This window comes from Streptomyces sp. NPDC002643, assembly GCF_053592555.1.
In genome coordinates this window covers 252,978-275,788 of the sequence record NZ_JBSFVY010000005.1, presented here as the reverse complement: position 1 = coordinate 275,788, position 22,811 = coordinate 252,978, and the positions used below count along the sequence as shown (strand labels likewise).

Sequence of the window (22,811 nt, the reverse complement as noted above, 5' to 3'; positions counted from 1 at the left end):
CGAGGATCGGTGAGCTACTGCTTGACGCCGCCGGCGGCCAGGCCGCTCTGCCAGTAGCGCTGGAGCATCAGGAATGCCCCGACGAGGGGGACGATCGAGATCAGCGAGCCGGTCACGACCAGGGCGAGCATGTCGCTGCTGGCGCCGGCCCCGCCGTTCTGCGCCTGCGCGGCCCAGGAGGAGAGACCGACGGTGATCGGATACAGCTCCGGGTCGTTGAGCATGATCAGCGGCAGGAAGTAGTTGTTCCAGGTCGCCACCAGCGTGAACAGCAGCACGGTCACCAGACCGGGACCCAGCAGCCGCAGCACGATCCCGAAGAAGATCCGCGCCTCCCCGGCACCGTCGATCCGGGCGGCTTCGAGGATGCTGTCCGGGACGGCGTCCTCGGCGTAGATCCGCATCAGATACAGCCCGAAGGGATTGACCAGGGACGGCAGGATCACCGCCCACGGAGTGTTGACCAACTCCGCCTTCGCGAACAGCAGATACGTCGGGATCGCCAGCGCGGTCGTCGGGACCATGACCGCGCCGAGGACCAGATTGAAGGCCGCCCGGTCGCCACGGAAGCGGAACTTGGCGAAGCCGTATCCGCCGGCCGCCGCCAGCAGCGCCGCGCCGACCGCGCTGACACCGGCGTACAGCACCGTGTTCAGCAGCCATCGCAGGAAGACCCCGTCGTCCTGGGTGAAGGTCTCCTTGATGTTGGCCAGTAGCTGCGGGGTGTCCGAGAACCACAGGCCGAAGGTGTTGATCAGGTCCTGGGTGTCCTTCGTGGAGGCGATGAGCAGCCAGAACAGGGGGAGGAGGAAGTACGCCAGGGCGGCCAGCATGGCGATGGTGAGCGGAGTGCTGCGGCGGGCGGCCGGAGACCGCCGCTTCGTGGAGACGACAGGCTCGGTCACCTTCGTGACCCGTGCCGTCGGGGTGGTCGTCGTCATGAGGTCGTCCTCCTGCGGTTCGCGGTCAGCAGGACGGCGTAGGAGGCGACGACGATGACGAGGCCGAGGAGGAAGGAGACCGTGGCCGCGTAGTTGACCTGCTGGCCGGTGAAGGCGAGGGAGTAGGCGTAGAGGTTGGCGGTGTACGAGCTGGTGAGCACGTCCGGGGCGATCTTCATCAGCAGGCTCGGCTCGTTGAACAGCTGGAAGCTGCCGATCACGGAGAACAGGAGGGTGAGCAGCAACGCGGGCCTGAGCGCCGGGAGTTTGATGGACCAGGCGATCCGCCAGGCGCCGGCGCCGTCCATCGCGGCGGCCTCGTACAGCTCCTGGGGGATCGTGCGCAGGGCGGCGTAGAGGATGATCATGTTGTAGCCGACGAACTCCCAGGTCACGATGTTCGCCAGACTGCCGAGCATCCAGCCCTCGCTGAGGAAGTCCGGGACGGGCAGGTCCAGGTTCCGGCCGAGCTGGGCGAACGGGCCGAAGTCGGGGCCGTACAGATAGCCCCACATCAGCGTCGCGACCACGCTCGGCACGGCGTACGGGACGAAGATGCCGAGCCGGATCACCTTGGCCAGGCGCAGCAGACCGCTGTCGAGTGCCAGGGCGAACAGCAGCGCCAGCACCAGCATCACCGGCACCTGGATCAGGAAGAACAGCGCCACCCGCCCGACGCCGCTGAGGAACTGGGAGTCCCCGAACGCCTGGACGTAGTTGTCGAGGCCGACGAAGACCGTGCCGCCGATCAGCCGCTCCTGGAAGAGGCTGAGGTAGGCGGCGTAGCCGAGCGGGGCGAGGAAGAGGAGGAGGAAGAGGACCATGAAGGGGGCGATGAACAGGGGGCCCTTGGAGTGGTGACGGCGCCCGCCGGTGCGGCGAGGGCCGGGTTCCGCCCGGCGCCGGTCCTTGGTGGACGTCACGGTCGTGGCGGCCATCTCAGCTCCCCTTGACCGTGAAGCCCTGGTTCTTCGCGTACGTCGTCAGCCGCGACTGCCAGGTGCCGAGCGCGGCGACCGTGTCGTCCTTGTCGGCCAGCGACTTGCCGACGGTCTCGGTCCAGTCGGTGGCCGCCTGGTCGAGGAACGGCGGCCACTGGAAGGAGGAGTCGACGGTGGAGGAGATGTCCGCGAACAGCTCGTTGACCTTCTGGCCGCCGTAGAAGGAGGGCGCGTCCGCGAGGAACTCCTGGTCCGCGAGGAGGGCCTTGGTCGCCGGGAAGAAGAACTGCTCGGTGGCGAACATCTTCGCGCTCGCCGGGTCGCTGTTGAGGAACTGGGCGAACTGGGCCGCCGCTATGGGGTTCCTCGTCGAGCGGATGACGGCCGTGGTCGAGCCGCCCCAGTTGCCCGAGCCGGGCTTCGCCGCGTCCCACTGCGGCAGCGGCGCCGCCCGCCACTTGCCCGCCGTGGCCTTGGCCGAGCCGGACAGGAACGCCGGGCCCCAGGCGGCGGTGAGCCAGGTGGCGTACTTGCCCTTGTTCAGGGCCGCGTACCAGCCGTCGGTGAAGTCCGGCTCGACCCCGATGACGCCCTCCTTGGCGAGGGCGCCCCAGTACTCGCCGAGCTTCTTCGACACCGCGTCGTCCACGCTGATCGTGATGTCGCTCTTGCCGGAGGTGACATACGGCCTGGCGCCCGCCTGCCACAGCAGACCGTGCCACGCGGCGGGCTGGTTGGCGGCGAGGTTGGTGAGATAGACGTCCGGATCGGCCTTGTGCAGTTTGCGGGCCGCCTCCGCGAACTCCTCCCAGGTGCCCGGCACTTCGATGCCGTGCTTGTCGAAGATGTCCTTCCGGTACAGCATGCCCATGGGGCCCGTGTCCTGCGGGATCGCCCACACCTCACCGTCGGTGCCGCTGACCTGGCCCCAAGTCCAGTCCACAAACTGCGACTTGAGCGCGGAGGCCCCGTAGGGGCGCAGGTCCAGCAGACTGTCGGTGATCGTGAAGGTGGGGATGGCCTGGTACTCCATCTGCACCATGTCCGGCGCCCCGTCACCCGCCTTCAGCGCCGTACGCAGCTTGGTGTACTGCGGGGTGCCCTGGCCGGCGTTGACGATCTTGATCTTGATGGCCGGGTACTTCTTCTCGAAGAGCGCGACCTCCTTGGCGATGTTCGGGACCCAGGTCCAGAACGTCAGCTCGGTCGGTGTCTTCATCGCCTTGTCGATGTCGGCCTGGCTGACCGGCTTCGCGGACGCCGACGAACCGCCGGAGTCACCGCCGCCGCACGCCGTCAGCGCGGCGCCCAGCGACAGGGCGCCCGTGGCGGTGAGGAACAGCCGGCGGCTCATGGTGGAACGGCCGGACGCGGACATGGACATGGGTCGGTGCATGGATCGGGGCATGGTGAACTCCCGCCGGTGATGAGGGTGAGGGCACGCCTGGCGAGGCCGTGCGGAGGCATGTCGGAGGAGGCGGGCAGCGCACGACAGGAAAGAGGGCGCGGCCGACCAGAGGGAAAGGGGAGAGGAGAGGCAAAAAGGGGGGGCGGGCGGAGCCGGTGGCTCAGCTCAGGTGACGGCTCCCGCCGGGCGGCGGTGCGGTCGACGTACGGACCACGAGGTCGACCGGTGGGTCGCTCGCCGGCAGGGGATCGGCGTCCGGGTTCTCGATGGTGTGCACCAGACGCTTCAGCCCCTCCTGGGCCACGGCGTCGAACGGTTGCCGCACCGTGGTCAGCGGAGGAGTGACGAAGGCGGCGACGGGGATGTCGTCGAAGCCGACCACACTCACGTCGTCCGGGACGCGCCGCCCCGCTTCGGTCAGCGCGCGGATGAGGCCGATCGCCATGTCGTCGTTCGCGGCGAACACCGCGGTGACCTCACCGTTCGCGGCGAGTTCACGTCCCGCCGCGTACCCGGAGGCGGCCGACCAGTCGCCCTCGACGGCCGCGGGTGTGTCCCTGCCGTGCTCGACGAGCGTGGTGCGCCAGCCCTCCAGCCGGTCCCGGGCGGCGAACCACCGCTGAGGTCCGGCCAGATGATGGACCGTCGTATGCCCGAGCGCCAGCAGATGCTCGGTGGCGGTACGGGCCATCAGATCGGCGCCGTCCCCGGCCGTCAGCACCGTGGGCGCGGTGACGGGGGAGGGGGCGCCGATGACGAGGACGGGGACGTCGACCCGGAGGGACGAGACCGGACCGCCGGCCCGCGCTCCGCCCTCTCCGGCCGCTCCACCCACTCCGGCCACTCCGGCCACTCCGGCCACTCCGGAGTGTCCGCCCTGTCCGTCCTCTCCGTCCGTCCGCTCGTCGATCGGCTCGGAGATGACGATGCCGTCCACGCCCTGATCGAGGAGCGAGTCCACGGCGCCGGCGACACCCGCCGGGTCGCCCTCCATCGTGTTGACCACGCGGAGCGCGTAACCGGTGTCCCGGACGACCCGCTCCACGCCCATCAGCAGCGACGCGGGCCCGTACAGCGCCGTGCCCAGCGTCACGACGCCGATCGAACGCGTCCGCCCCGAGGCCAGCGCCCGGGCGGCGTTGTTGCGCCGGTACCCGAGCCGCTCGGCGGCCTCCAGCACACGTCCGCGTACCTCGGCCGAGACATACGGCTCGTCGTTGAAGACCCGCGACACCGTCTTCTGCGAGACCCCGGCCAGCCGGGCCACATCCACGCTGCGGGGCGCCGCGGAAGTCCCGTCCCGCCCTGTTCCTCGCGTCATGGTGTCTCCCGGTCGGCCGAACGATCGCGCCAATGATGTCAGACGGATACCGGACGGATGCCTTGCACCGTCTGGCTGACTGCGTAGTCATGTCTGCGCTGTCATGTCTACGCAGTCATATGGGCGGCGTCAAGGGGTCGGGACGGATCGGGAGCGAGCGTTCATGATGTCCCGAGGAATCACCGAGCACCGCCGCACCCGGCTCCGCCGCACTCCACGTCGGCGGGGCGCCGACCCGAGAAGCCCGTCCCGGAGGCCATCGCATGACCGAGCGCAGCAACGAGCGCGCACCCTTGAGCGGGACCGAGAGCGGGACTCGGAGCGGGACCGACGCGTCCGCGGTCACCCCGTCCCCGTCCTCGCCGTCCCCCGCGCTGCCGCTCGCCGGTATCACCGTGGTCAGCGTCGAGCAGGCGGTCGCCGCACCGTACGCGACCCGTCAACTGGCCGATCTCGGCGCCCGGGTCATCAAGGTGGAGCGCCCCGGCGGCGGTGACTTCGCCCGGCGGTACGACACCACCGTGCACGGCGAGTCCAGCTATTTCGTGTGGCTCAACCGTTCCAAGGAGTCCCTGACCCTCGACCTGAAGTCTGCGGCCGGACGCCGGGTCCTGGAGCAACTCCTCGGGCGCGCCGATGTGTTCGTACAGAATCTGGCGCCCGGAGCCGCCGCTCGTCTGGGCCTCGGCGCGGACGCGCTGCGCGAGCGCTTCCCGTCGCTGATCCCCTGCGCGATCACCGGCTACGGCTCCACCGGCCCCTGGTCCGACCGCAAGGCGTACGACCTGCTGATCCAGTGCCAGACCGGCCTGGTCTCGCTCACCGGCGGCCCCGAGGAACCCGCCCGCGTCGGTATCTCCGTCGCCGACATCGCCGCCGGGATGTACGCCTACTCCGGTATCCTCACCGCCCTGTTCGCCCGCGCCACCACCGGCGTCGCGAGGGCTGTCGAGGTGTCGCTGTTCGAGGCGCTCGCGGAGTGGATGCACCAGCCCGCGTACTACACCCGCTTCGGCGGCACCCAGCCCCCGAGGATCGGCACCCAGCACGCAACCATCGCCCCGTACGGCGCCTACACCTGCGCCGACGGCAAGGACGTCCTGTTCTCCATCCAGAACGAACGCGAATGGGTCGCCCTCTGCGAACGGTTCCTGGGGGACCCCGGCCTCGCCGACGATCCGCGCTTCGCGACCGCCTCCGCCCGGGTCGCCCACCGCGCCGAACTGAACGTCGTGGTGGCCGAGCGGTTCGCCCGGTCCCCGAGCGCCGAGGTGACGGGGCTCCTGGACGAGGCGGGCATCGCCAACGCCGGTGTCAACGACATCGAGGAGTTCCTGGCCCACCCCGTACTCGGTGCCCGGGACCGATGGCGAGAGGTCCCGATCCCCGGCGGCAACCAGGTCCCCGCGCTCGTCCCGCCGGCCGACCTGGCGGGCGTACCACCCCGCATGGACCCCGTACCGGCACCGGGCGAGCACACCGACGGCATCCTGGCCGAACTCGGCTACGACCCGGAGGGCCGGGCCCGGCTGCGCGCCGAGCGAGCGGTCTGAACGCCGGCCGGTCGCCCTCGGCCTCACTGCCGGCGGCGAGGAGCGCCCGAGCACGCGGTTCGGCGCGGTGCGCGTCGCAGGCCACGGTCCCGCTCGCGGCGGCTGCCGTACGATGCACAGACCGGCGAGGGAAACCTCATCGACGACGCCGCCCCGGAGCGCTTCCGCTCCGCGCGCCCCGGTCACCCGCGGACCACTCCCCGTCACCCGCGACCATCCCCGGCCCCCACAGGTCTCCAGTCAGCACAGCGAGGTGCCCAGACATGAACCGTTCACTCTCCTCCCGCTCCCGCGGACTCGCCCCCATCGCGGCCGTCGCCGCCGCGGCGGCCCTCGTGCTCGCCGGATGCTCCAGCGGCTCCGGTGGCAAGGAGGCGGAGGAGAGCGGGTCGGGTGCCTCGGCGGGCAAGGCCGACACCCCCCGGATGACGGTCGCGATGATCACGCATGCTGTCCCCGGCGACACCTTCTGGGACATCATCCGCAAGGGCGCCGAGGCGGCGGCCGCCAAGGACAACGTCAAGCTCGTCTACTCCAACGACGCCAACGCCGCCAACCAGGCCAACCTCGTCCAGAACGCGATCGACCAGAAGGTCGACGGCATCGCGGTCACCCTCGCCAAGCCGGAGGCCATGAAGGACGTCATCGCCAAGGCGGAGAAGGCCGGCATCCCCGTCGTCGGCTTCAACAGCGGCGTGGACGACTGGAAGGAACAGGGCCTGCTGGAGTACTTCGGCCAGGACGAGCAGATCGCCGGTGAGGCCCTCGGCAAGCGGCTCGGCGAGAGCGGCGCCAAGCACGCCGTCTGCGTCATCCAGGAGCAGGGCCATGTCGCCCTGGAGGCCCGCTGCGCCGGTGTGAAGAAGGGCTTCTCCGGTGAGACCGAGAACCTCTATGTCAACGGCTCCGACATGCCCTCGGTGAAGTCGACCATCACCGCCAAGCTGAAGCAGGACAGCTCCATCGACGAGGTCGTCACCCTCGGCGCCCCGTTCGCGCTGACCGCCGTCCAGTCCGTCGACGACGCGGGCAGTGACGCCAAGGTCGCCACCTTCGACCTCAACAAGGAGCTGACCGGAGCCATCGAGAAGGGCGACATCGAGTTCGCCGTCGACCAACAGCCCTACCTCCAGGGCTACTTGGCCGTCGACTCGCTGTGGCTGTACAAGACCAACGGCAACTACATGGGCGGCGGCGAGCAGCCGGTCCTCACCGGCCCGGCCTTCGTCGACAAGTCCAACGTCGACACGATCGCCGAGTTCGCGACCAAGGGCACCCGCTAGCGGGGACCTCAGGACTCCCCACGACATCCCCCGGCCCGCCACGGCTTGCCACGAGGTGTCCACGACGTGAAAGGACGGCATGTCTCAGCAGAGCTCACTCGGTGTCGCGGTCATCGGCACCGGCCGGATGGGCGCCGACCATGCACGCCGGATCAGCGAGGTGATCAGCGGCGCCCATGTGGCCGCCGTCGTCGACGTGGACATCGACCGGGCCGGGGCGGTCGCGGCGCGCGTGGGCTGCGCCGCCTTCGCCGCCACCGGCGAGGCCCTGGCCTCGCCGGGCGTCGACGCCGTACTCGTCGCCTCCCCGGGCCCCGCCCACGAGGCGGCCCTGCTCACCGCCTTCGAGCACGACCTGCCCGTACTCTGCGAAAAGCCCCTCACCCCCGACCCCGCCTCCGCGCTACGCGTCCTGGAGGCCGAGCGACGGCTGGGCCACCGCCGGGTGCAGGTGGGCTTCATGCGGCGCTACGACCAGGAGTACGTCAAGCTCAAGGCGCTCCTGGACGGCGGGGAACTCGGCCGCCCGCTGATGCTGCACAACCGGCACCGCAACGCAGCCGCCCCGCCCGGCTTCACCAACGCCATGATCATCAACGACTCGGTGGCACACGAGATGGACGCCACCCGCTGGCTCCTCGGTCAGGAGATCACCGCCGTCACCGTGATGCGGCCCCGGCCCTCCGACCACGCTCCCGAAGGTCTGCTGGACCCCCAGTTCGTGATCTTCGAGACCGATGGGGGCGCCCTGGTCGACGTCGAGATCTTCCTCAGCGCCCGCTACGGCTACCAGGTCCAGGCCGAGGCGGTCTGCGAGCGGGGTACGGCCCGGATCGGCGACGGCCACGACCTGCTCGTCAACGCCGCCGGACGCTGGGGCGGCACGGTCACCCCCGGCTATGTCGAGCGCTTCGAGGACGCCTACGACCGTCAGGTCCAGGCATGGGTGGACGCCACCCGCCGGGGCGAGGTCACCGGCCCCAGCACCTGGGACGGCTACACCGTCGCCGCGATCTGCGAGGCGGGTGTCAGGTCCCAGACCGAGGGCCGCCGGGTGGAGGTGGACATCGTCGAACGGCCGGTCCTCTATCGCTGAGGAGCGGAGGCGCCGTCGATGCGACGAGCGACCGCCGAGGCGGCGACCGGCCACGGCCGAGGCGACTCGTCGGCCCTCGCCCACGCGGCACACGAAAACGTCCGGGCCGACCCGTAGGGGCCGGCCCGGACGCCGTGTCCGGTGATCAGCGGTCAGCGATCAGCGATCACCGAGGAGGATCAGACGAGGTCGAACCGGTCCAGGTTGGAAACCTTGACCCACGCCGCGACGAAGTCCTTGACGAACTTCTCCTTGGCGTCGTCGCTCGCGTAGACCTCGGCGAGGGCACGCAGCTCGGAGTTGGAACCGAAGACGAGGTCGGCACGGGTGCCGGTCCACTTGACCTCGCCGGTGGCCGCGTCACGGCCCTCGAAGAGGGTCTGGTCCTCGGAGGTCGACTTCCACGTCGTGCCCAGGTCGAGCAGGTTGGCGAAGAAGTCGTTGGTGAGCTTGCCCGGGGTCTTGGTGAGGACACCGTGCGTGGACTGGCCGGTGTTGGCGCCGAGGACACGCAGACCACCGACGAGGACGGTCAGCTCGGGGGCGCTCAGGTTGAGCAGGTTGGCCCGGTCGAGCAGCAGGTACTCGGCGGGGAGGCGGTTGCCCTTGCCCAGGTAGTTGCGGAAGCCGTCGGAGGTGGGCTCCAGCGCCGCGAAGGACTCGGCGTCGGTGTGCTCCTCGGTGGCGTCCACGCGGCCCGGCGTGAAGGGGACCTCCACGTCGAAGCCGGCGTCCTTGGCGGCCTTCTCCACGGCGGCGGCACCGCCGAGGACGATCAGGTCGGCCAGGGAGACCTTCTTGGCACCGGAGTTGAACTCCGACCGCACGCCCTCCAGGACGCTCAGGACGTGACGCAGCCGGTCGGGGTCGTTGGCCTCCCAGCCGCGCTGCGGCTCCAGGCGGATACGGGCGCCGTTGGCACCGCCGCGCTTGTCGCTGCCGCGGAACGTCGAGGCCGACGCCCACGCGGTGAAGACCAGGTCGGAGACGCCGAGGCCGGAGGCGAGCAGCTTGGCCTTGAGCGCCGTGATGTCGGCGGCGTCGATGACCTCGCCCTCGGCCTGGGGCAGCGGGTCCTGCCAGAGCAGGGTCTCCTCCGGGACCTCCGGGCCGAGGTACAGCGACTTCGGGCCCATGTCACGGTGGGTGAGCTTGTACCAGGCGCGGGCGAAGGCGTCCGCGAACTGGTCGGGGTTCTCGTAGAAGCGACGCGAGATCTGCTCGTAGATCGGGTCGAAGCGCAGCGACAGGTCGGTCGTGAGCATCGTCGGCAGGTGCTTCTTCGACGGGTCGTGGGCGTCCGGGACGATCGCCTCGGCGTCCTTGGCGACCCACTGCTTGGCGCCGGCCGGGGACTCGCTCAGCTCGTACTCGTACTCGAAGAGGTTCTTGAAGAAGCCGTTGCTCCACTGCGTGGGCGTGGCGGTCCAGGTGACCTCCAGGCCGGACGTGATGGTGTCGCCGCCCTTGCCCGTGCCGTAGCTGTTCTTCCAGCCGAGGCCCTGGTCCTCCATGGTGGCGCCCTCGGGGTCGGCGCCGACGTGGCTGTCGGGGGCCGCGCCGTGGGTCTTGCCGAAGGTGTGACCACCGGCGATGAGGGCGACGGTCTCCTCGTCGTTCATCGCCATACGGCGGAACGTCTCACGGATGTCGCGGGCCGCGGCGATCGGGTCCGGGTTGCCGTTCGGGCCCTCCGGGTTGACGTAGATCAGGCCCATCTGGACGGCGCCGAGCGGGTTCTCCAGCTCACGGTCGCCGCTGTAGCGCTGGTCGTCGAGCCAGATCTTCTCGGGACCCCAGTAGACGTCCTCCTCGGCCTCCCAGACGTCCTCGCGGCCGCCGCCGAAGCCGAAGGTGGTGAAGCCCATCTGCTCCAGCGCGACGTTACCGGTGAGGATCATGAGGTCGGCCCAGGAGATGGACTGGCCGTACTTCTTCTTGACCGGCCACAGCAGACGGCGGGCCTTGTCCAGGTTGGCGTTGTCCGGCCAGCTGTTCAGCGGGGCGAAACGCTGCTGACCGGCACCGGCGCCACCGCGGCCGTCGCTGATGCGGTAGGTGCCCGCGCTGTGCCAGGCCATACGGATCATCAGCGGGCCGTAGTTGCCGAAGTCGGCCGGCCACCAGTCCTGCGAGGTGGTGAGCACCTCGGCGATGTCCTGTTTGACGGCGGCGAGGTCGAGGTTCTTGAACGCCTCGGCATAGTCGAACTCCTCCCCGAGCGGGTTCGCCACGGCGGGGTTCTTGGCGAGGATCTTCAGGTTGAGCCGCTCCGGCCACCACTGGCGGTTCCCGCCACCCTGGGTCGGATGCGCCGCACGGTCGTGCGCGACCGGGCACTTCGCCTCGGCAGGGACGTTGCTCTCGGACATTGGGGGAATCCTTCCAAAACGGGGGATCTCGGTGCTAACTGCTTGCGGTGGAACAGGAGGGGCACAGGCCCCAGTAGATGACCTCGGCCTCGTCGATGGCGAAGCCGCGGTCGTCGGACGCGGTCAGGCAGGGGGCGTGGCCGACCGCGCAGTCGACGTCGACCACGACCCCGCACGACCGGCACACGAGGTGATGGTGGTTGTCCCCGACGCGGCCCTCGTACAGGGCCGGACTGCCGGGTGGCTCGATACGGCGGACGAGGCCCGCCTCGGTCAGCGCGTTCAGTGCCTCGTACACGGCTTGCAGCGATATGTGGCCCACACGATCGCGAACCCCGGAGGCGATCGCTTCGACGCCGAGGTGGTCGCCGTCCCGCACGGTATCCAGCAGCGCGACACGCGCCGCGGTCACCCGCAGGCCGGCACCGCGCAGCTCCTCGGCGGTGGTCGGAGTCGGGGATGCGGTCATGGCGAACAACCTACAGCCAGAAACACGAACAGTTCAAGAAAACGAGCGATCCAAGTTTGGAAGTCCGTATGGCGCTTCGCCGGCGCCCGCCCGTGGCGGTCATGTGCCGTCCCGCCTGTGCCGTCCCGCCTGCGCCGACCGAGCCGCGCCCGCCCGGTCCCGGCGGCGGCCCGCAAGCGGCGCGGGCCCCGTACGGCGCTTGTCCGGGGGGCCTCGCGGGTACCCGGTCGCCCGACCAACGACCGGGCCGCCGGCCGGTCACCGCCCGGGGCGACCGCGGGTCACCGGTGGTGATGCGAGTCGTGCGGCGGTGGTGCGAGGAGGTGTTCATGGGGCTCGCAGGGGTGGATGCGCCGGTGCTGGACCCGGCCGCGCTGGAGAGGGCGCTGCGCGCGCGGGTGGACGGGGAGGTGCGGTTCGACGCGGGGAGCCGGGCCGCGTACTCGACCGACGCCTCGAACTTCCGGCAGACCCCGATCGGCGTGGTCGTCCCCCGCACCCCCGAGGCGGCCGTGGAGACCGTGGCGGTCGCCCGGGAGCACAGCGCGCCCGTGCTCTCGCGGGGCGGCGGGACCAGCCTCGCCGGGCAGTGCGCCAACACGGCCGTGGTGATCGACTGGTCCAAGTACTGCACCCGCCTGGAGTCCGTGGACGAGGCGGCCCGCACCTGTGTCGTCCAGCCCGGCATCGTCCCCGACGAACTGAACCGCCTGCTCGCGCCGACCGGTCTGCGCTTCGGGCCCGAACCCGCCACGCATATGAACTGCACGCTCGGCGGCATGATCGGCAACAACTCCTGCGGCGCCACCGCCCAGCGCACCGGCAAGGTCGTCGACAACATCGCCCGCCTGGAGGTCCTCCTCCACGACGGCACCCGCTTCTGGTGCGGCGAGACCGACGACGAGGAGTACGCCGAGATCGAACGCCACGGCGATCCGCGCGCCACCCTCTACCGACGGCTGCGCGCCCTGCGCGACACCTACGCCGACGAGATCCGCCGCCGCTACCCGGACATCCCGCGCGGGGTCTCCGGCTACAACCTCGACTCCCTCCTGCCCGAACACGGCTTCGACATCGCGGGCCTCCTCGTCGGCAGCGAATCCACCCTGGTCACCGTCCTGCGGGCCGAACTGGAACTGGTCCCCGTCGTCAAGGAGCGCACCCTGGTCGTGCTCGGCTTCCCCGCCGTCGACCGGGCCGCCGACGCCGTCCCCGCGATCCTGCCGTACGAGGGCTGGGAGGACTCGGCGGTACCGCCCGAACGGCTCGGCGACTATCTGCGCCGACTGCGCGGCCTGTACGAGGAGTTCGGCTACCAGAGCGACACCGGCCCCAGCCTCTACGGTCACTTCGGCCAGGGCTGCGTCCACACCCGTATCCCCTTCGACCTGTACACCGCCGACGGTGTGGCGGCCTACCGGCGGTTCATGGAACGCGCCGCCGACCTGGTGGTGGAGTTCGGCGGTTCCTTCTCCGGGGAGCACGGCGACGGACAGAGCCGAGGCGAACTGCTGCCCCGTATGTTCGGCCCGGAACTGTCCGAGGCGTTCGGGCGCCTCAAGGCGATCTTCGACCCGCTGAACCGGATGAACCCCGGCAAGGTCGTCGCCCCCTACCCCCTCGACGACAACCTGCGGCTCGGCGCCGACTGGGCCCCCTACGACCCGAAGGACCTCCACTTCCGCTTCCCGGACGACGGCGGCTCCTTCGCCGAGGCCGCCAACCGCTGCGTCGGCGTCGGCAAGTGCCGGCAGCTCACCAACAAGGGCGGGGCGGTGATGTGTCCGTCCTTCCAGGTCACGCGGGAGGAGGAGCACTCCACACGCGGACGGGCCCGGCTGCTGTTCGAGATGCTCGACGGCCACGGCGACAGCGCGATCCGGGACGGCTGGCGCTCCGAGGCGGTCCGCGACGCGCTCGACCTCTGTCTGGCCTGCAAGGGCTGCAAGAGCGACTGCCCGGCCGACGTGGACATGGCCACCTACAAGGCGGAGTTCCTGGCCCACCACTACGCGGGCCGCCCCTGGCACCGCCCCCGCTCCGACCTCACCCTGGGCTGGCTCCGCTCGCGGCCGAAGCCGTGTCCCGCGCCCGGCTGGGGCCACTGGTCAACGCCCTCACCGGTATCGCGCCGCTCGCCCGCGCCGCGGCGGCCGCGGCGGGCGTGGAGAACCGGGAGGTGCCGCCGTTCGCGGGGGAGACGCTGAGACGGTGGTTCGCGAGGAGGGCCGTACCGGACGACGACAGCTCGCGCGGCACGGTCCTGTTGTGGCCGGACACCTTCACCGATCACTTCCATCCGCAGGTAGGGCGGGCGGCGGTGCGGTTGATGGAGGACGCGGGCTGGCGGGTCGAGTTGCCCGGCGGTGCGCTGTGCTGTGGTCTGACCTGGATCTCCACCGGTCAACTCGGCATCGCCGAACGCGTGTTGAGGCGTACGGTCCGGGCGCTGGCCCGGCATGTGCGCGCCGGTGGACTGGTGGTCGGGCTGGAGCCCAGCTGCACGGCCGTCTTCCGCTCCGACGCCGGGGAGCTGTTCCCCGGTGACCACGACGTACGGCGGCTGGGGCGGCAGACGGTGACGCTCGCCGAGCTGCTGACCGAGCACAGCCCCGGGTACGAGCCGCCGAGGGGACCGGCGCACGCGTCGCGGGCGCTCGCCCAGGTGCACTGCCATCAGCACGCGATCCTGGGCTGGGGCGCCGACCAGGAGCTGCTGGGCCGTGCCGGTGTGGAGGCCGAGCACCTGGAGTCCGGCTGCTGCGGCCTCGCGGGCAACTTCGGCTTCGAACGCGGCCACCTCGACGTCAGCCGGGCCTGCGCGATGGGGGTGCCCCCGCGCGAGCGTATTCGAGCGTGGGGGAGCGTGCTGCTGCCCCGGCTGCGCGAGGCGGACGAGGAGACCGTCGTCCTCGCCGACGGCTTCAGCTGCCGCACCCAGATCCATGAACTCGACAGCGGCGGCCACGAGGCCGTCCACCTGGCGGAACTGCTGACCACGGGCCTCGCACCACACTCCGGAGGAGGTGGCCTCGCATGAGCCCCACCCAACAGCGCGTCTACGACGCGAGCCCCTATCTGCCGAGCCGTGGCGGTCTCGCCGCGCACCGGAGGGCGGCGGCCGACTGCCGGGGCTGCCCCCTGTACGAGAACGCCACCGGCACCGTCTTCGGCAAGGGCGCCGCCCACGCGCGCCTCATGCTCGTCGGTGAACAGCCCGGGGACCAGGAGGACCGACAGGGGGAGCCGTTCGTCGGACCGGCCGGGCGGCTGCTGCGTCGGGCGGTGGAGGAGGCCGGGATCGACATGGACTCGACGTATCTCACCAACGCGGTCAAGCATTTCAAGTTCACGCGGACCGCGGGCGGCGGCAAACGCCGTATCCACAAGGCCCCCGACCTGCGTGAACTGTCCGCCTGCCGCCCATGGTTGGAGGCCGAGCTGCGCCTGGTCCGACCCGAGATCGTGGTGGCCCTCGGCGCGACCGCGGGCAAGGCCCTGATGGGCGGCTCCTTCCGGGTCACCAAGGACAGGGGAGCCCTGCTCACCATGGAGCCGCCCCAAACGGCCCAGGACGACGACCGGGACGGCGACCGACCGCACGTCGTCGCCACCCTCCACCCCTCGGCCGTACTCCGCGCCGACGACCGCGACAGCGCCTACGCGGGACTGGTGGCCGACCTGAAGGTGGCGGCCCGAGCACTGGGCGAGACAGGCACCTAGCCGCAGCCGCAGCCGCAGCGGCACCGGGCCGGGCCTACGGCTTGCGGCCCACTCCGCCGAAGCAGTCCACTTCCCACGGTTCGGCCGACTCTCCCTTCTCGGCATGCCACTGGGCCACCGACATCAGTCCCGGCTCCAGCAGTTCGAGCCCGTCGAAGAACCGGGCGAGCTGCTCGGGGGAGCGGTTGACGCGCGGGTTGTCGCTGGTCTTGTTCCAGTGCTCGACCATCGCCCGCATCGCCTCCGGCCGGTACACCTCCGTGCTGTCGGCGAACACCAGATGGCTTCCGGACGGCAGCGCGTCGAGCAGCCGGGTGACGACGCCGTACACGCTGTCGTCGGGTACGTGGGCGGCGACACCGAGCAGGATCAGGGCGACCGGGCGGCTGAGATCCAGCGTCTCGGCGGCGCGTTCGAGGATGGTGCCGGGGTCGCGCAGATCGGCGTCGATGTACGCGGTGGCGCCCTCGGGGGTGCTGGTCAGCAGGGCCGTGGCGTGGACGAGGACGGTCGGGTCGTGGTCGACGTAGACGATGCGCGCGTCACCGGCGATCCGCTGGGCGATCTCATGGGTGTTGTCGACGGTGGGCAGCCCGGTGCCGATGTCGAGGAACTGACGGATGCCCACCTCCCCGGCCAGCCGTTCCACAGCCCTGCGCAGAAACGCGCGCTGCGCACGGGCGATGTCGACGATCTGGGGGTTCGTCCGGCGTATCTCGTCACCGACCTGTCGGTCGATCTCGTAGCAGTCCTTGCCGCCGAGCCAGTAGTTCCAGATACGGGCCGAGTGCGGCACCCCGCTGTTGATCACCGGACGGTCATGTGGCATGGAAACTCCCCGTGTTGACAGGTGTAGCAGTCAACCAAGCTAGCAAGATCACGGCAGTCGTGATCGTGCGGGGCCGTCGGGGCGGCCGTTCACCGTCGAGATCCGGCCGCGTAGAGGCCACGTGCCCGCGCTACTCCGTGCCTCCGCTCAGCAGCACCACCTCCAACGTGCGCGGCCCGTGCACCCCCTCCACCCGGTCCAACTCGATGTCGCTCGTGGCGGACGGGCCGGAGATCCAGGTCAACGGGCGTGTCGGGTCGAGGCGTTCGAGGCCCTGGGGGACGGAGGAGACGACCTGGTCCGGCACCCGTACGACGCAGATGTGGTGGTCGGGGACGAGGGTGATCCGGCGGCGGCCCTGGTCGGGGGAGCCGTCGAGGACGATCGTGCCGGTCTCGGCGATGGCGACGGCGCAGCCGGTGACGACGCTGTCGACCCGGTCGAGCTCCGCCGGGGTGCTCACGGCCCGGTCATGGATGCGCACCGGATCGGCCGCCTTGAGCCAGTACGGCGGCAGACCCGGCGGGACCAGGACGGTCCCCGAGCCCCGCTCGGCCAGCAGCCGCATGAGCAGCTCCGACAACTCCTCGTCCGCGCAGCGATGGACGATCGCCCGATAGTCCGCGAGGTTCTCCGCCAGCAGATCCACCGTCTCCTCGACGCTCCGCTCACCGTGCTCGCGCAGATACTCGCGCGGAACGGCCTGGTCGTACGGAGTGTCGTCCCGTGGTACGTCGGCGAGGGCGCGTCGTACCCGCCCCAGGATCAGCTCCCTGCTGCTCACTTGCCGCTCTCCTTCCCGGCGACCTTCGTCTCACCGCTGCTCTTCGCCCCGCTCTTCCCGCCGTTCGTCCGCTGCCACCAGTCGCGGAACGGCTCGGCCGGCACCGTCGGCAGATCGCGGCTCCCGCTCCACGCCTTGCCAGGGCCCGGCAGGGTGCGCGGATGGAAGCGACGGCTGCGTGAGGCGACCCGCTGTCCGGCGCGCAGGGCACCGGGATGGCTGAGCGCCCAGCGGGCCGCACGCATCGCCGCCCGCTCGGCCGCGTGCCCCTTCGCGGGTTTGAGGACGACCTTGTCGCCCTTCTCCGTCACGGCACCGCCCTGCACGACGCGTTCCCGCAGATGCACCAGCACCTCGGGGATGTCGATGGCGACCGGGCACACCTCGTAACAGGCACCGCACAACGAGGAGGCGTACGGCAGGGAGGCGTCGATCTCGCTTGCCGTGCCCCTCAGCTGAGGGCTGAGGATCGCGCCGATCGGCCCGGGGTAGACCGACCCGTAGGCGTGGCCGCCGGCCCGCTCGTAGACCGGGCAGACGTTCAGACAGGCCGAGCAGCGGATGCAGCGCAGGGCCTGGCGGCCGACCTCGTCGGCGAGGGTGTCGGTGCGGCCGTTGTCGATGAGGACGAGATGGAAGGTGCTCGGCCCGTCCTCGTCGGTGATGCCGGTCCAGGTGGAGGTGTACGGGTTCATCCGCTCGGCCGTCGAGGAGCGGGGGAGGGTCTGCAGGAAGACCTCCAGGTCCTGCCAGGTCGGCACGATCTTCTCGATGCCGACGACCGAGATCAGGGTCTCCGGCAGGGTGAGGCACATCCGCCCGTTGCCCTCGGACTCCACGACCACCAGGGTGCCGGTGTCGGCGACCATGAAGTTGGCGCCGGAGATCCCGACCTTGGCGCGCAGGAATTTCTCCCGCAGATGCAGCCGCGCCGCCTCCGCCAGCTCGGCGGGCGTGTCGGTGAGCCCCTCGGGAGCCGGGCGGCCCCACTCGCTCATCTCACGCGCGAAGATGTCCCGAATCTCACCGCGGTTGCGGTGGATCGCCGGGACGAGGATGTGGGAGGGCCGGTCCTTGCCCAACTGCACGATCAGCTCGGCGAGGTCGGTCTCGTAGGCGTGGATGCCCTCGGCCTCCAGCGCCTCGTTCAGCCCGATCTCCTGCGTGGCCATCGACTTGACCTTGACGACCTCGGTCTCACCGGTCGCCTTGACGAGATAGGTGACGATCCGGTTGGCCTCGTCGGCGTCGGCGGCCCAGTGGACCGTGCCGCCCGCCGCCGTCACCGACTCCTCCAACTGCACCAGATACCGGTCGAGACGACGGAGCGTATGGTCCTTGATCCGCTTGCCGGCCTCGCGCAGCTCCGCCCAGTCCGACACCTCCGTGACGGCCGCCGCCCGCTTGGCGCGGATGGTGTGGGTGGCGTGGCGCAGATTGCCGCGCAGGGTGGCGTTGTTGACGGCCTCGTGGGCCGCCTTCGGAAACGCCGGCATTCCGAGATACGTGCCGCTCATACGGCCGGTTCCTCCTCCGTGCTCGCCAGGATCTCCGCGATGTGCACCGGCCGCATCCCCGTGCGCAGCCGGGTCATCGTGCCGCCGATGTGCATGAGACAGGAGTTGTCGGCGGCGCACAGCACCTCGGCACCCGTCGACTCGGCGTTGCGCACCTTGTCCGCGCCCATCGCCGCCGAGACATCGGAGTTCTTCACCGCGAACGTCCCACCGAAGCCACAGCACTCCTCGGCCCCCGGCAGCTCCACCAACTCCAGCCCCTTCACGGCTTCGAGCAGCCGCCGGGGCCGTTCCCCGAGTCCCAGACCCCGCAGCCCGTGACAGGTCGGGTGGTACGTCACCCTGTGCGGGTAGTACGCCCCGACATCCGTCACACCCAGCACATCCACCAGGAACTCGGTCAGCTCGTACGTCTTCGGCACGACCGGCGCCAGCGTCCGCGCCAGGGTGTCCCCGCGCCCCTCCGCCCGCGCCCGCTCACCCATGCGCGGATACAGCTCCCGCACCATCGCCCCGCACGAGCCGGAGGGCGTCACGATCGCCTCGTACTCCCGGAATACATCGGAGAACTGCCGGGCCAGAGGCTCGGCCTCATGGCGATAACCGGTGTTGTAGTGCGCCTGCCCGCAGCAGGTCTGCCCCATCGGGAAGTCGACCTCGACGCCCAGTCTGGTCAGCAGTTTCACCACGGCGCGGCCGGTGTCCGGATAGAGCGTGTCGTTGACACAGGTCAGGAACAGAGCGACACGCATCGCGGCTCCTAGGGGATCGATCATCGGATGAGTGCAGAGTACGGCGCGACCGCGCCCAGGGCGAGAGGCCCCGCCGCCGGTGGTGCGGCGACGGAGCCCGCTCACGATCGGAGGCGGGGCCCGCTCACCATCAGAGGCGGGCCCGCTCACCAGCGGCGGCGGGTCCCGGGCTCACCGCCCGGCGAGCCTGGCCTCGGCCGCCCGCCAGGCCGCCGGGTCGCCCTGGGGCTCGTACCGCACCAGCGGCTGGGTACGGGCGAGCAGGTCCCGCATGGAGGCCCGGTCGCCGACCAGGCCGTGGGTGCGGGCCTGGACCAGGACATTGCCCAGGGCCGCCGCCTCCGCCGGGCCCGCCACCACCGGCAACCCACAGGCGTCGGCGGTGAGTTGGCACAGCAACGCGTTACGGGTGCCGCCGCCGACGATGTGGACGACGTCCACGGGGTGATCGGCGAGCGTCTGGGCCTCGGTCACGGCCCGCCGATGGGCGAGGGCCAGCGAGTCCAGAATGCAGCGGGTGATCTCACCCGGCGTCTCGGGAACCGGCTGCCCCGACTCCCGGCACGCCTCGGCGATCCGCTGCGGCATCCGTCCGGGCGCCAGGAACACCGAGTCCCCGGCGTCCACCACCGACCGCAGCGCGGGCACGGTCGCAGCGGCCCGCAGCAGCTCCCCGAGATCCGGGTCGCCCCACTCCCGTACGCACTCCTGGAGCAGCCAGAGCCCCATGATGTTGCGCAGATAGCGGACCGTGCCGTCGAGCCCCAGCTCATTGGTGAAGTTGGCGGCCCGGCTGGCCTCGGTCAGCACCGGGGCCTCCAGCTCCAGCCCCGCCAGGGACCAGGTGCCGGTGCAGATATAGGCGAACCTTTCCCCGGTGGCCGGTACGGCCGCGACAGCGGACGCCGTGTCGTGGGACCCGACGGCCGTCACCGGCACCGGCCCGCTCAGGCCGGTCTCGTCCAGCACCCGCCGCTGAAGCAACCCGGCCGGATCACCCGGCTGCCGCAGCGGAGCGAACAGACCGAGGTCGATGCCCAGCCGGTCCGCGACATCACGCGACCAGTCACGGGTCCGGGGATCGATCAGCTGAGTGGTGGAGGCATTGGTCAGCTCGGTGCCCACCTCCCCGGTCAGCCAGTACGACAGCAGATCCGGGATGAGCAACAACCGCTCGGCGAAGCCCAGTTGGGCGGAGGAGCGGGCGGCGACGAGCTGGTACAGGGTGTTGAACGGCGCGTACTGCAACCCGGTCGCCGCGTACAGCTCGTCGGCCGGCACGGTGGCCCACACCTTCTCCGCGACACCCTCGGTACGGCTGTCCCGGTAGTGCACCGGGTTGCCGAGCAGCGCCCCGTCGGCGTCCAGCAGCCCGTAGTCCACGGCCCAGCTGTCGATACCGACGGAGTCCAGCTGCCCACCGCTGAGCGCCCCGGCGGCCTTGAGGCCGTCGAGGACACCCGCGTACAGCCCCAGAACATCCCAGCGCAGCCCCTCGGGCGTGCGCACCGGCCGGTTGGGGAACCGGTGCGCCTCGACCAGCTCCAGCGTGTCCCGCCCCGCGCGGCCGACCATGACCCGCCCACTGGAGGCGCCCAGGTCGACCGCCGCGTACGACCTCACGGCCGTGTTCGTGGACGTACCCATGGTCGTGCTCATCGCAGGAACGCGGCGGCCACGCCGGCGTCGACCGGGATGTGCAGACCGGTGGTGTGCGTCAGGTCACCGCCGGTCAGCGCGAACACCGCGTTCGCCACGTGGTCGGGCAGCACCTCGCGCTTGAGGATGGTCCGCTGGGCGTAGAACTCGCCCAGCTTCTCCTCCTCGATCCCGTAGGTCGCGGCCCGCTGGGCACCCCAGCCGGCGGCGAAGATGCCCGAGCCGCGCACCACACCATCGGGGTTGACACCGTTGACGCGAATCCCGTGCTCGCCCAGTTCGGCGGCGAGCAGTCGCACCTGGTGGGCCTGGTCGGCCTTGGTAGCGGAGTAGGCGATGTTGTTGGGCCCGGCGAAGACGGCGTTCTTCGAGGCGATGTAGACGATGTCACCGCCCAGCTTCTGCGCGATCATCACCCGCGCCGCCTCACGCGACACGAGGAACGACCCGCGCGCCATGATGTCGTGCTGCAGATCCCAGTCCTTGGCCGAGGTCTCCAGCAGCGGCTTGGAGATCGAGATGCCCGCGTTGTTGACGACGAGATCGACGCCGCCGAAGGCCAGCACACCGGCCTTGAAGGCCTCGGCGATCTGCTCCTCGTCGGTCACGTCCACGGTCACGGCGACGGACTTGTCCGCCCCGCCCAGCTCCTCGGCGACGGCGGCGGCGTTCTCCGCGTTGAGATCGGCGACGACGACACACGCGCCCTCGGCGACCAGCCGGTGCGCGATGGCCTTGCCGATCCCGCTGCCCGCGCCCGTCACCAGCGCGACCCGCGTCGCGAGCGGCTTCGGCTTGGGCATCCGCTGAAGCTTGGCCTCCTCCAGCGCCCAGTACTCGATGCGGAACTTCTCCGACTCCTCGATGGGCGCGTACGCGGAGACCGCCTCGGCGCCCCGCATCACATTGATCGCGTTGACGTAGAACTCGCCGGCGACCCGAGCCGTCTGCTTGTCCTTGCCGAAGCTGAACATGCCCACGCCCGGGATCAGCACGATCGCCGGGTCGGCACCGCGCATGGCGGGGGAGTCGGGCTCGGCGTGCCGCTGGTAGTAGGCGGCGTACTCCTCGCGGTACTCCGCGTGCAGCTCCGTCAGCCGGGCGATCGCCGTGTCCAGGTCGGCGGTCGGCGGCAGGTCGAGGACGAGCGGCCGCACCTTCGTACGGAGGAAGTGGTCGGGGCACGACGTACCGAGCGCGGCGAGCCGTGGATGCTCGGCACTGGCCAGGAAGTCGAGGACGACCTCGGAGTCGGTGAAGTGCCCGACCTGCGGCCTGTCCTGCGAGGCGATGGCCCGGATGTGCGGAGCCAGAGCGGCGGCCCGCTCCCGCCGCTCGGAGGCGGCCAGCGCCGCGTACCCCTCGATGACGGGCCCGAACGGCTCGTCCTTCCCCTTCTCGGCCAGGAACTCCTCGGCGGTACGAATGATGTACAGCGAGTTCTGCTCGCACTCCTCGGCGGTGTCACCCCACGCCGTGATCCCATGCCCGCCGAGAACACATCCGACGGCCTGTGGGTTCTCCCGCTTGACGGCCGCGATGTCCAGCCCCAGCTGGAACCCGGGCCGCCGCCACGGCACCCACACCACCCGGTCACCGAAACACTCGGCGGTCAGCTTCTCCCCGTCGGCGGCACAGGCCAGCGCGATCCCGGAGTCGGGGTGCAGATGATCGACATGGGCGGCGTCGACGAGCCCGTGCATGGCGGTGTCGATCGAGGGAGCCGCCCCACCCTTCCCGTGCAGGCAGTAGTCGAACGCGGCGACCATCTCGTCCTCACGCTCGACGCCGGGGTACACGTCGACGAGCGCCCGCATCCGATCCAGCCGCAACACGGCGAGCCCGGCCTCGGTGAGCGTCCCGAGGTCACCCCCGGACCCCTTCACCCACATCAGCTCCACATCACCCCCGGTGACGGGATCGGTCTCGCTCCCCTTGGCGGAGGCATTGCCTCCGGCGTAGTTGGTGTTACGGGGGTCGGCGCCGAGACGATGGGACCGAGCGAGAAGGGCGGCGGCTTCGGGATGGGTTGCCATGTGCGATCAATCCTTACGGTGGGATGGGTACGGGGTACGGGGTACGGGGTACGGGGTTCAGCTCGGGGCTCGGGGTGCGTTGCCGGGTGCGGGCGCGTGGGGGCTGGTCGCTCAGTTCCCCGCGCCC

General features: G+C 70.7%; 16 protein-coding genes and 1 pseudogene. 5 read left to right on the top strand and 12 right to left on the bottom strand.

Annotation, left to right across the window (positions count from 1 at the left end; all coding sequences use genetic code 11):
- Nucleotides 1-14 precede the first annotated feature (14 nt).
- The 4 genes from ACWD4G_RS10160 to ACWD4G_RS10145 all read right to left on the bottom strand — a co-directional run bounded on the left by ACWD4G_RS10160 (nucleotide 15) and on the right by ACWD4G_RS10145 (nucleotide 4,611).
- Nucleotides 15-941, bottom strand: coding sequence for a carbohydrate ABC transporter permease (locus tag ACWD4G_RS10160; protein WP_451292122.1), 927 nt, complete (start codon nucleotides 939-941; stop codon nucleotides 15-17).
- Entirely contained in the window at nucleotides 938-1,879 is a 942-nt protein-coding gene (locus ACWD4G_RS10155) for a carbohydrate ABC transporter permease (protein WP_451292120.1), read from the bottom strand. Before ACWD4G_RS10155 ends, ACWD4G_RS10160 begins: the two co-directional genes overlap by 4 nt.
- Nucleotide 1,880: 1 nt before the next feature.
- Nucleotides 1,881-3,266, bottom strand: coding sequence for an ABC transporter substrate-binding protein (locus ACWD4G_RS10150; RefSeq protein WP_451292118.1), 1,386 nt, complete (start codon nucleotides 3,264-3,266; stop codon nucleotides 1,881-1,883).
- A 184-nt stretch (nucleotides 3,267-3,450) separates the two neighbouring features.
- Nucleotides 3,451-4,611, bottom strand: a complete 1,161-nt coding sequence (locus ACWD4G_RS10145; RefSeq protein ID WP_451292116.1) for a LacI family DNA-binding transcriptional regulator — start codon at nucleotides 4,609-4,611, stop codon at nucleotides 3,451-3,453.
- A gap of 263 nt (nucleotides 4,612-4,874) precedes the next feature.
- Here ACWD4G_RS10145 and ACWD4G_RS10140 point away from each other — a divergent pair, with 263 nt between their 5' ends.
- The 3 genes from ACWD4G_RS10140 (at nucleotide 4,875) to ACWD4G_RS10130 (ending at nucleotide 8,543) form a co-directional block, all read left to right on the top strand.
- Nucleotides 4,875-6,164, top strand: coding sequence for a CaiB/BaiF CoA transferase family protein (locus ACWD4G_RS10140; protein ID WP_451292114.1), 1,290 nt, complete (start codon nucleotides 4,875-4,877; stop codon nucleotides 6,162-6,164).
- A gap of 263 nt (nucleotides 6,165-6,427) precedes the next feature.
- Nucleotides 6,428-7,447, top strand: a complete 1,020-nt coding sequence (locus ACWD4G_RS10135) for a sugar ABC transporter substrate-binding protein (protein WP_451292112.1) — start codon at nucleotides 6,428-6,430, stop codon at nucleotides 7,445-7,447.
- A gap of 79 nt (nucleotides 7,448-7,526) precedes the next feature.
- Nucleotides 7,527-8,543, top strand: coding sequence for a Gfo/Idh/MocA family protein (locus ACWD4G_RS10130; protein WP_451292111.1), 1,017 nt, complete (start codon nucleotides 7,527-7,529; stop codon nucleotides 8,541-8,543).
- A gap of 179 nt (nucleotides 8,544-8,722) precedes the next feature.
- Here ACWD4G_RS10130 and katG read toward each other — a convergent pair whose 3' ends face one another.
- Together katG and ACWD4G_RS10120 are read right to left on the bottom strand one after the other, a co-directional pair.
- A complete protein-coding gene (gene katG / locus ACWD4G_RS10125) occupies nucleotides 8,723-10,915 on the bottom strand; it encodes a catalase/peroxidase HPI (protein WP_451292109.1) in 2,193 nt (730 codons plus the stop codon).
- A gap of 34 nt (nucleotides 10,916-10,949) precedes the next feature.
- Nucleotides 10,950-11,384: a Fur family transcriptional regulator gene (locus ACWD4G_RS10120; RefSeq protein WP_451292107.1), complete on the bottom strand. Its 435-nt coding sequence runs from the start codon at nucleotides 11,382-11,384 to the stop codon at nucleotides 10,950-10,952.
- Between the two features lie 329 nt (nucleotides 11,385-11,713).
- Here ACWD4G_RS10120 and ACWD4G_RS10115 point away from each other — a divergent pair.
- Nucleotides 11,714-14,424, top strand: a pseudogene (locus ACWD4G_RS10115) (FAD-binding and (Fe-S)-binding domain-containing protein).
- Entirely contained in the window at nucleotides 14,421-15,107 is a 687-nt protein-coding gene (locus ACWD4G_RS10110) for a UdgX family uracil-DNA binding protein (RefSeq protein ID WP_451292105.1), read from the top strand. Before ACWD4G_RS10115 ends, ACWD4G_RS10110 begins: the two are co-directional and overlap by 4 nt.
- Nucleotides 15,108-15,141: 34 nt before the next feature.
- On the opposite strand, the gene ACWD4G_RS10105 is transcribed toward ACWD4G_RS10110, so the two are convergent.
- The 6 genes from ACWD4G_RS10105 to ACWD4G_RS10080 all read right to left on the bottom strand — a co-directional run bounded on the left by ACWD4G_RS10105 (nucleotide 15,142) and on the right by ACWD4G_RS10080 (nucleotide 22,684).
- Entirely contained in the window at nucleotides 15,142-15,936 is a 795-nt protein-coding gene (locus ACWD4G_RS10105; protein WP_451292103.1) for an SAM-dependent methyltransferase, read from the bottom strand.
- Nucleotides 15,937-16,066: 130 nt separating this feature from the next.
- Nucleotides 16,067-16,720, bottom strand: coding sequence for a LutC/YkgG family protein (locus ACWD4G_RS10100; protein ID WP_451292101.1), 654 nt, complete (start codon nucleotides 16,718-16,720; stop codon nucleotides 16,067-16,069).
- Nucleotides 16,717-18,237: a LutB/LldF family L-lactate oxidation iron-sulfur protein gene (locus ACWD4G_RS10095; RefSeq protein ID WP_451292099.1), complete on the bottom strand. Its 1,521-nt coding sequence runs from the start codon at nucleotides 18,235-18,237 to the stop codon at nucleotides 16,717-16,719. Before ACWD4G_RS10095 ends, ACWD4G_RS10100 begins: the two co-directional genes overlap by 4 nt.
- Nucleotides 18,234-18,989 (bottom strand): (Fe-S)-binding protein, encoded by a 756-nt coding sequence (locus ACWD4G_RS10090; protein ID WP_451292097.1) that lies wholly within the window; start codon nucleotides 18,987-18,989, stop codon nucleotides 18,234-18,236. Before ACWD4G_RS10090 ends, ACWD4G_RS10095 begins: the two co-directional genes overlap by 4 nt.
- Before the next feature lie 171 nt (nucleotides 18,990-19,160).
- A complete protein-coding gene (locus tag ACWD4G_RS10085; RefSeq protein WP_451292095.1) occupies nucleotides 19,161-20,636 on the bottom strand; it encodes a rhamnulokinase in 1,476 nt (491 codons plus the stop codon).
- Between the two features lie 8 nt (nucleotides 20,637-20,644).
- On the bottom strand, nucleotides 20,645-22,684 hold the full coding sequence (locus ACWD4G_RS10080; RefSeq protein ID WP_451292093.1) for a bifunctional aldolase/short-chain dehydrogenase: 2,040 nt from the start codon (nucleotides 22,682-22,684) through the stop codon (nucleotides 20,645-20,647).
- Nucleotides 22,685-22,811 lie beyond the last annotated feature (127 nt).

Bases quoted from the DNA above. Each gene is read 5' to 3' on its own strand.
- ACWD4G_RS10090 (WP_451292097.1), bottom strand. From the start codon at position 18,989: ATGCGTGTCGCTCTGTTCCTGACCTGTGTCAACGACACGCTCTATCCG.
- ACWD4G_RS10135 (WP_451292112.1), top strand. From the start codon at position 6,428: ATGAACCGTTCACTCTCCTCCCGCTCCCGCGGACTCGCCCCCATCGCG.
- ACWD4G_RS10140 (WP_451292114.1), top strand. From the start codon at position 4,875: ATGACCGAGCGCAGCAACGAGCGCGCACCCTTGAGCGGGACCGAGAGC.
- ACWD4G_RS10145 (WP_451292116.1), bottom strand. From the start codon at position 4,611: ATGACGCGAGGAACAGGGCGGGACGGGACTTCCGCGGCGCCCCGCAGC.
- ACWD4G_RS10080 (WP_451292093.1), bottom strand. From the start codon at position 22,684: ATGGCAACCCATCCCGAAGCCGCCGCCCTTCTCGCTCGGTCCCATCGT.
- ACWD4G_RS10085 (WP_451292095.1), bottom strand. From the start codon at position 20,636: ATGGGTACGTCCACGAACACGGCCGTGAGGTCGTACGCGGCGGTCGAC.
- ACWD4G_RS10150 (WP_451292118.1), bottom strand. From the start codon at position 3,266: ATGTCCATGTCCGCGTCCGGCCGTTCCACCATGAGCCGCCGGCTGTTC.
- ACWD4G_RS10120 (WP_451292107.1), bottom strand. From the start codon at position 11,384: ATGACCGCATCCCCGACTCCGACCACCGCCGAGGAGCTGCGCGGTGCC.
- ACWD4G_RS10095 (WP_451292099.1), bottom strand. From the start codon at position 18,237: ATGAGCGGCACGTATCTCGGAATGCCGGCGTTTCCGAAGGCGGCCCAC.
- ACWD4G_RS10130 (WP_451292111.1), top strand. From the start codon at position 7,527: ATGTCTCAGCAGAGCTCACTCGGTGTCGCGGTCATCGGCACCGGCCGG.
- ACWD4G_RS10155 (WP_451292120.1), bottom strand. From the start codon at position 1,879: ATGGCCGCCACGACCGTGACGTCCACCAAGGACCGGCGCCGGGCGGAA.
- ACWD4G_RS10110 (WP_451292105.1), top strand. From the start codon at position 14,421: ATGAGCCCCACCCAACAGCGCGTCTACGACGCGAGCCCCTATCTGCCG.
- katG (WP_451292109.1), bottom strand. From the start codon at position 10,915: ATGTCCGAGAGCAACGTCCCTGCCGAGGCGAAGTGCCCGGTCGCGCAC.
- ACWD4G_RS10160 (WP_451292122.1), bottom strand. From the start codon at position 941: ATGACGACGACCACCCCGACGGCACGGGTCACGAAGGTGACCGAGCCT.
- ACWD4G_RS10105 (WP_451292103.1), bottom strand. From the start codon at position 15,936: ATGCCACATGACCGTCCGGTGATCAACAGCGGGGTGCCGCACTCGGCC.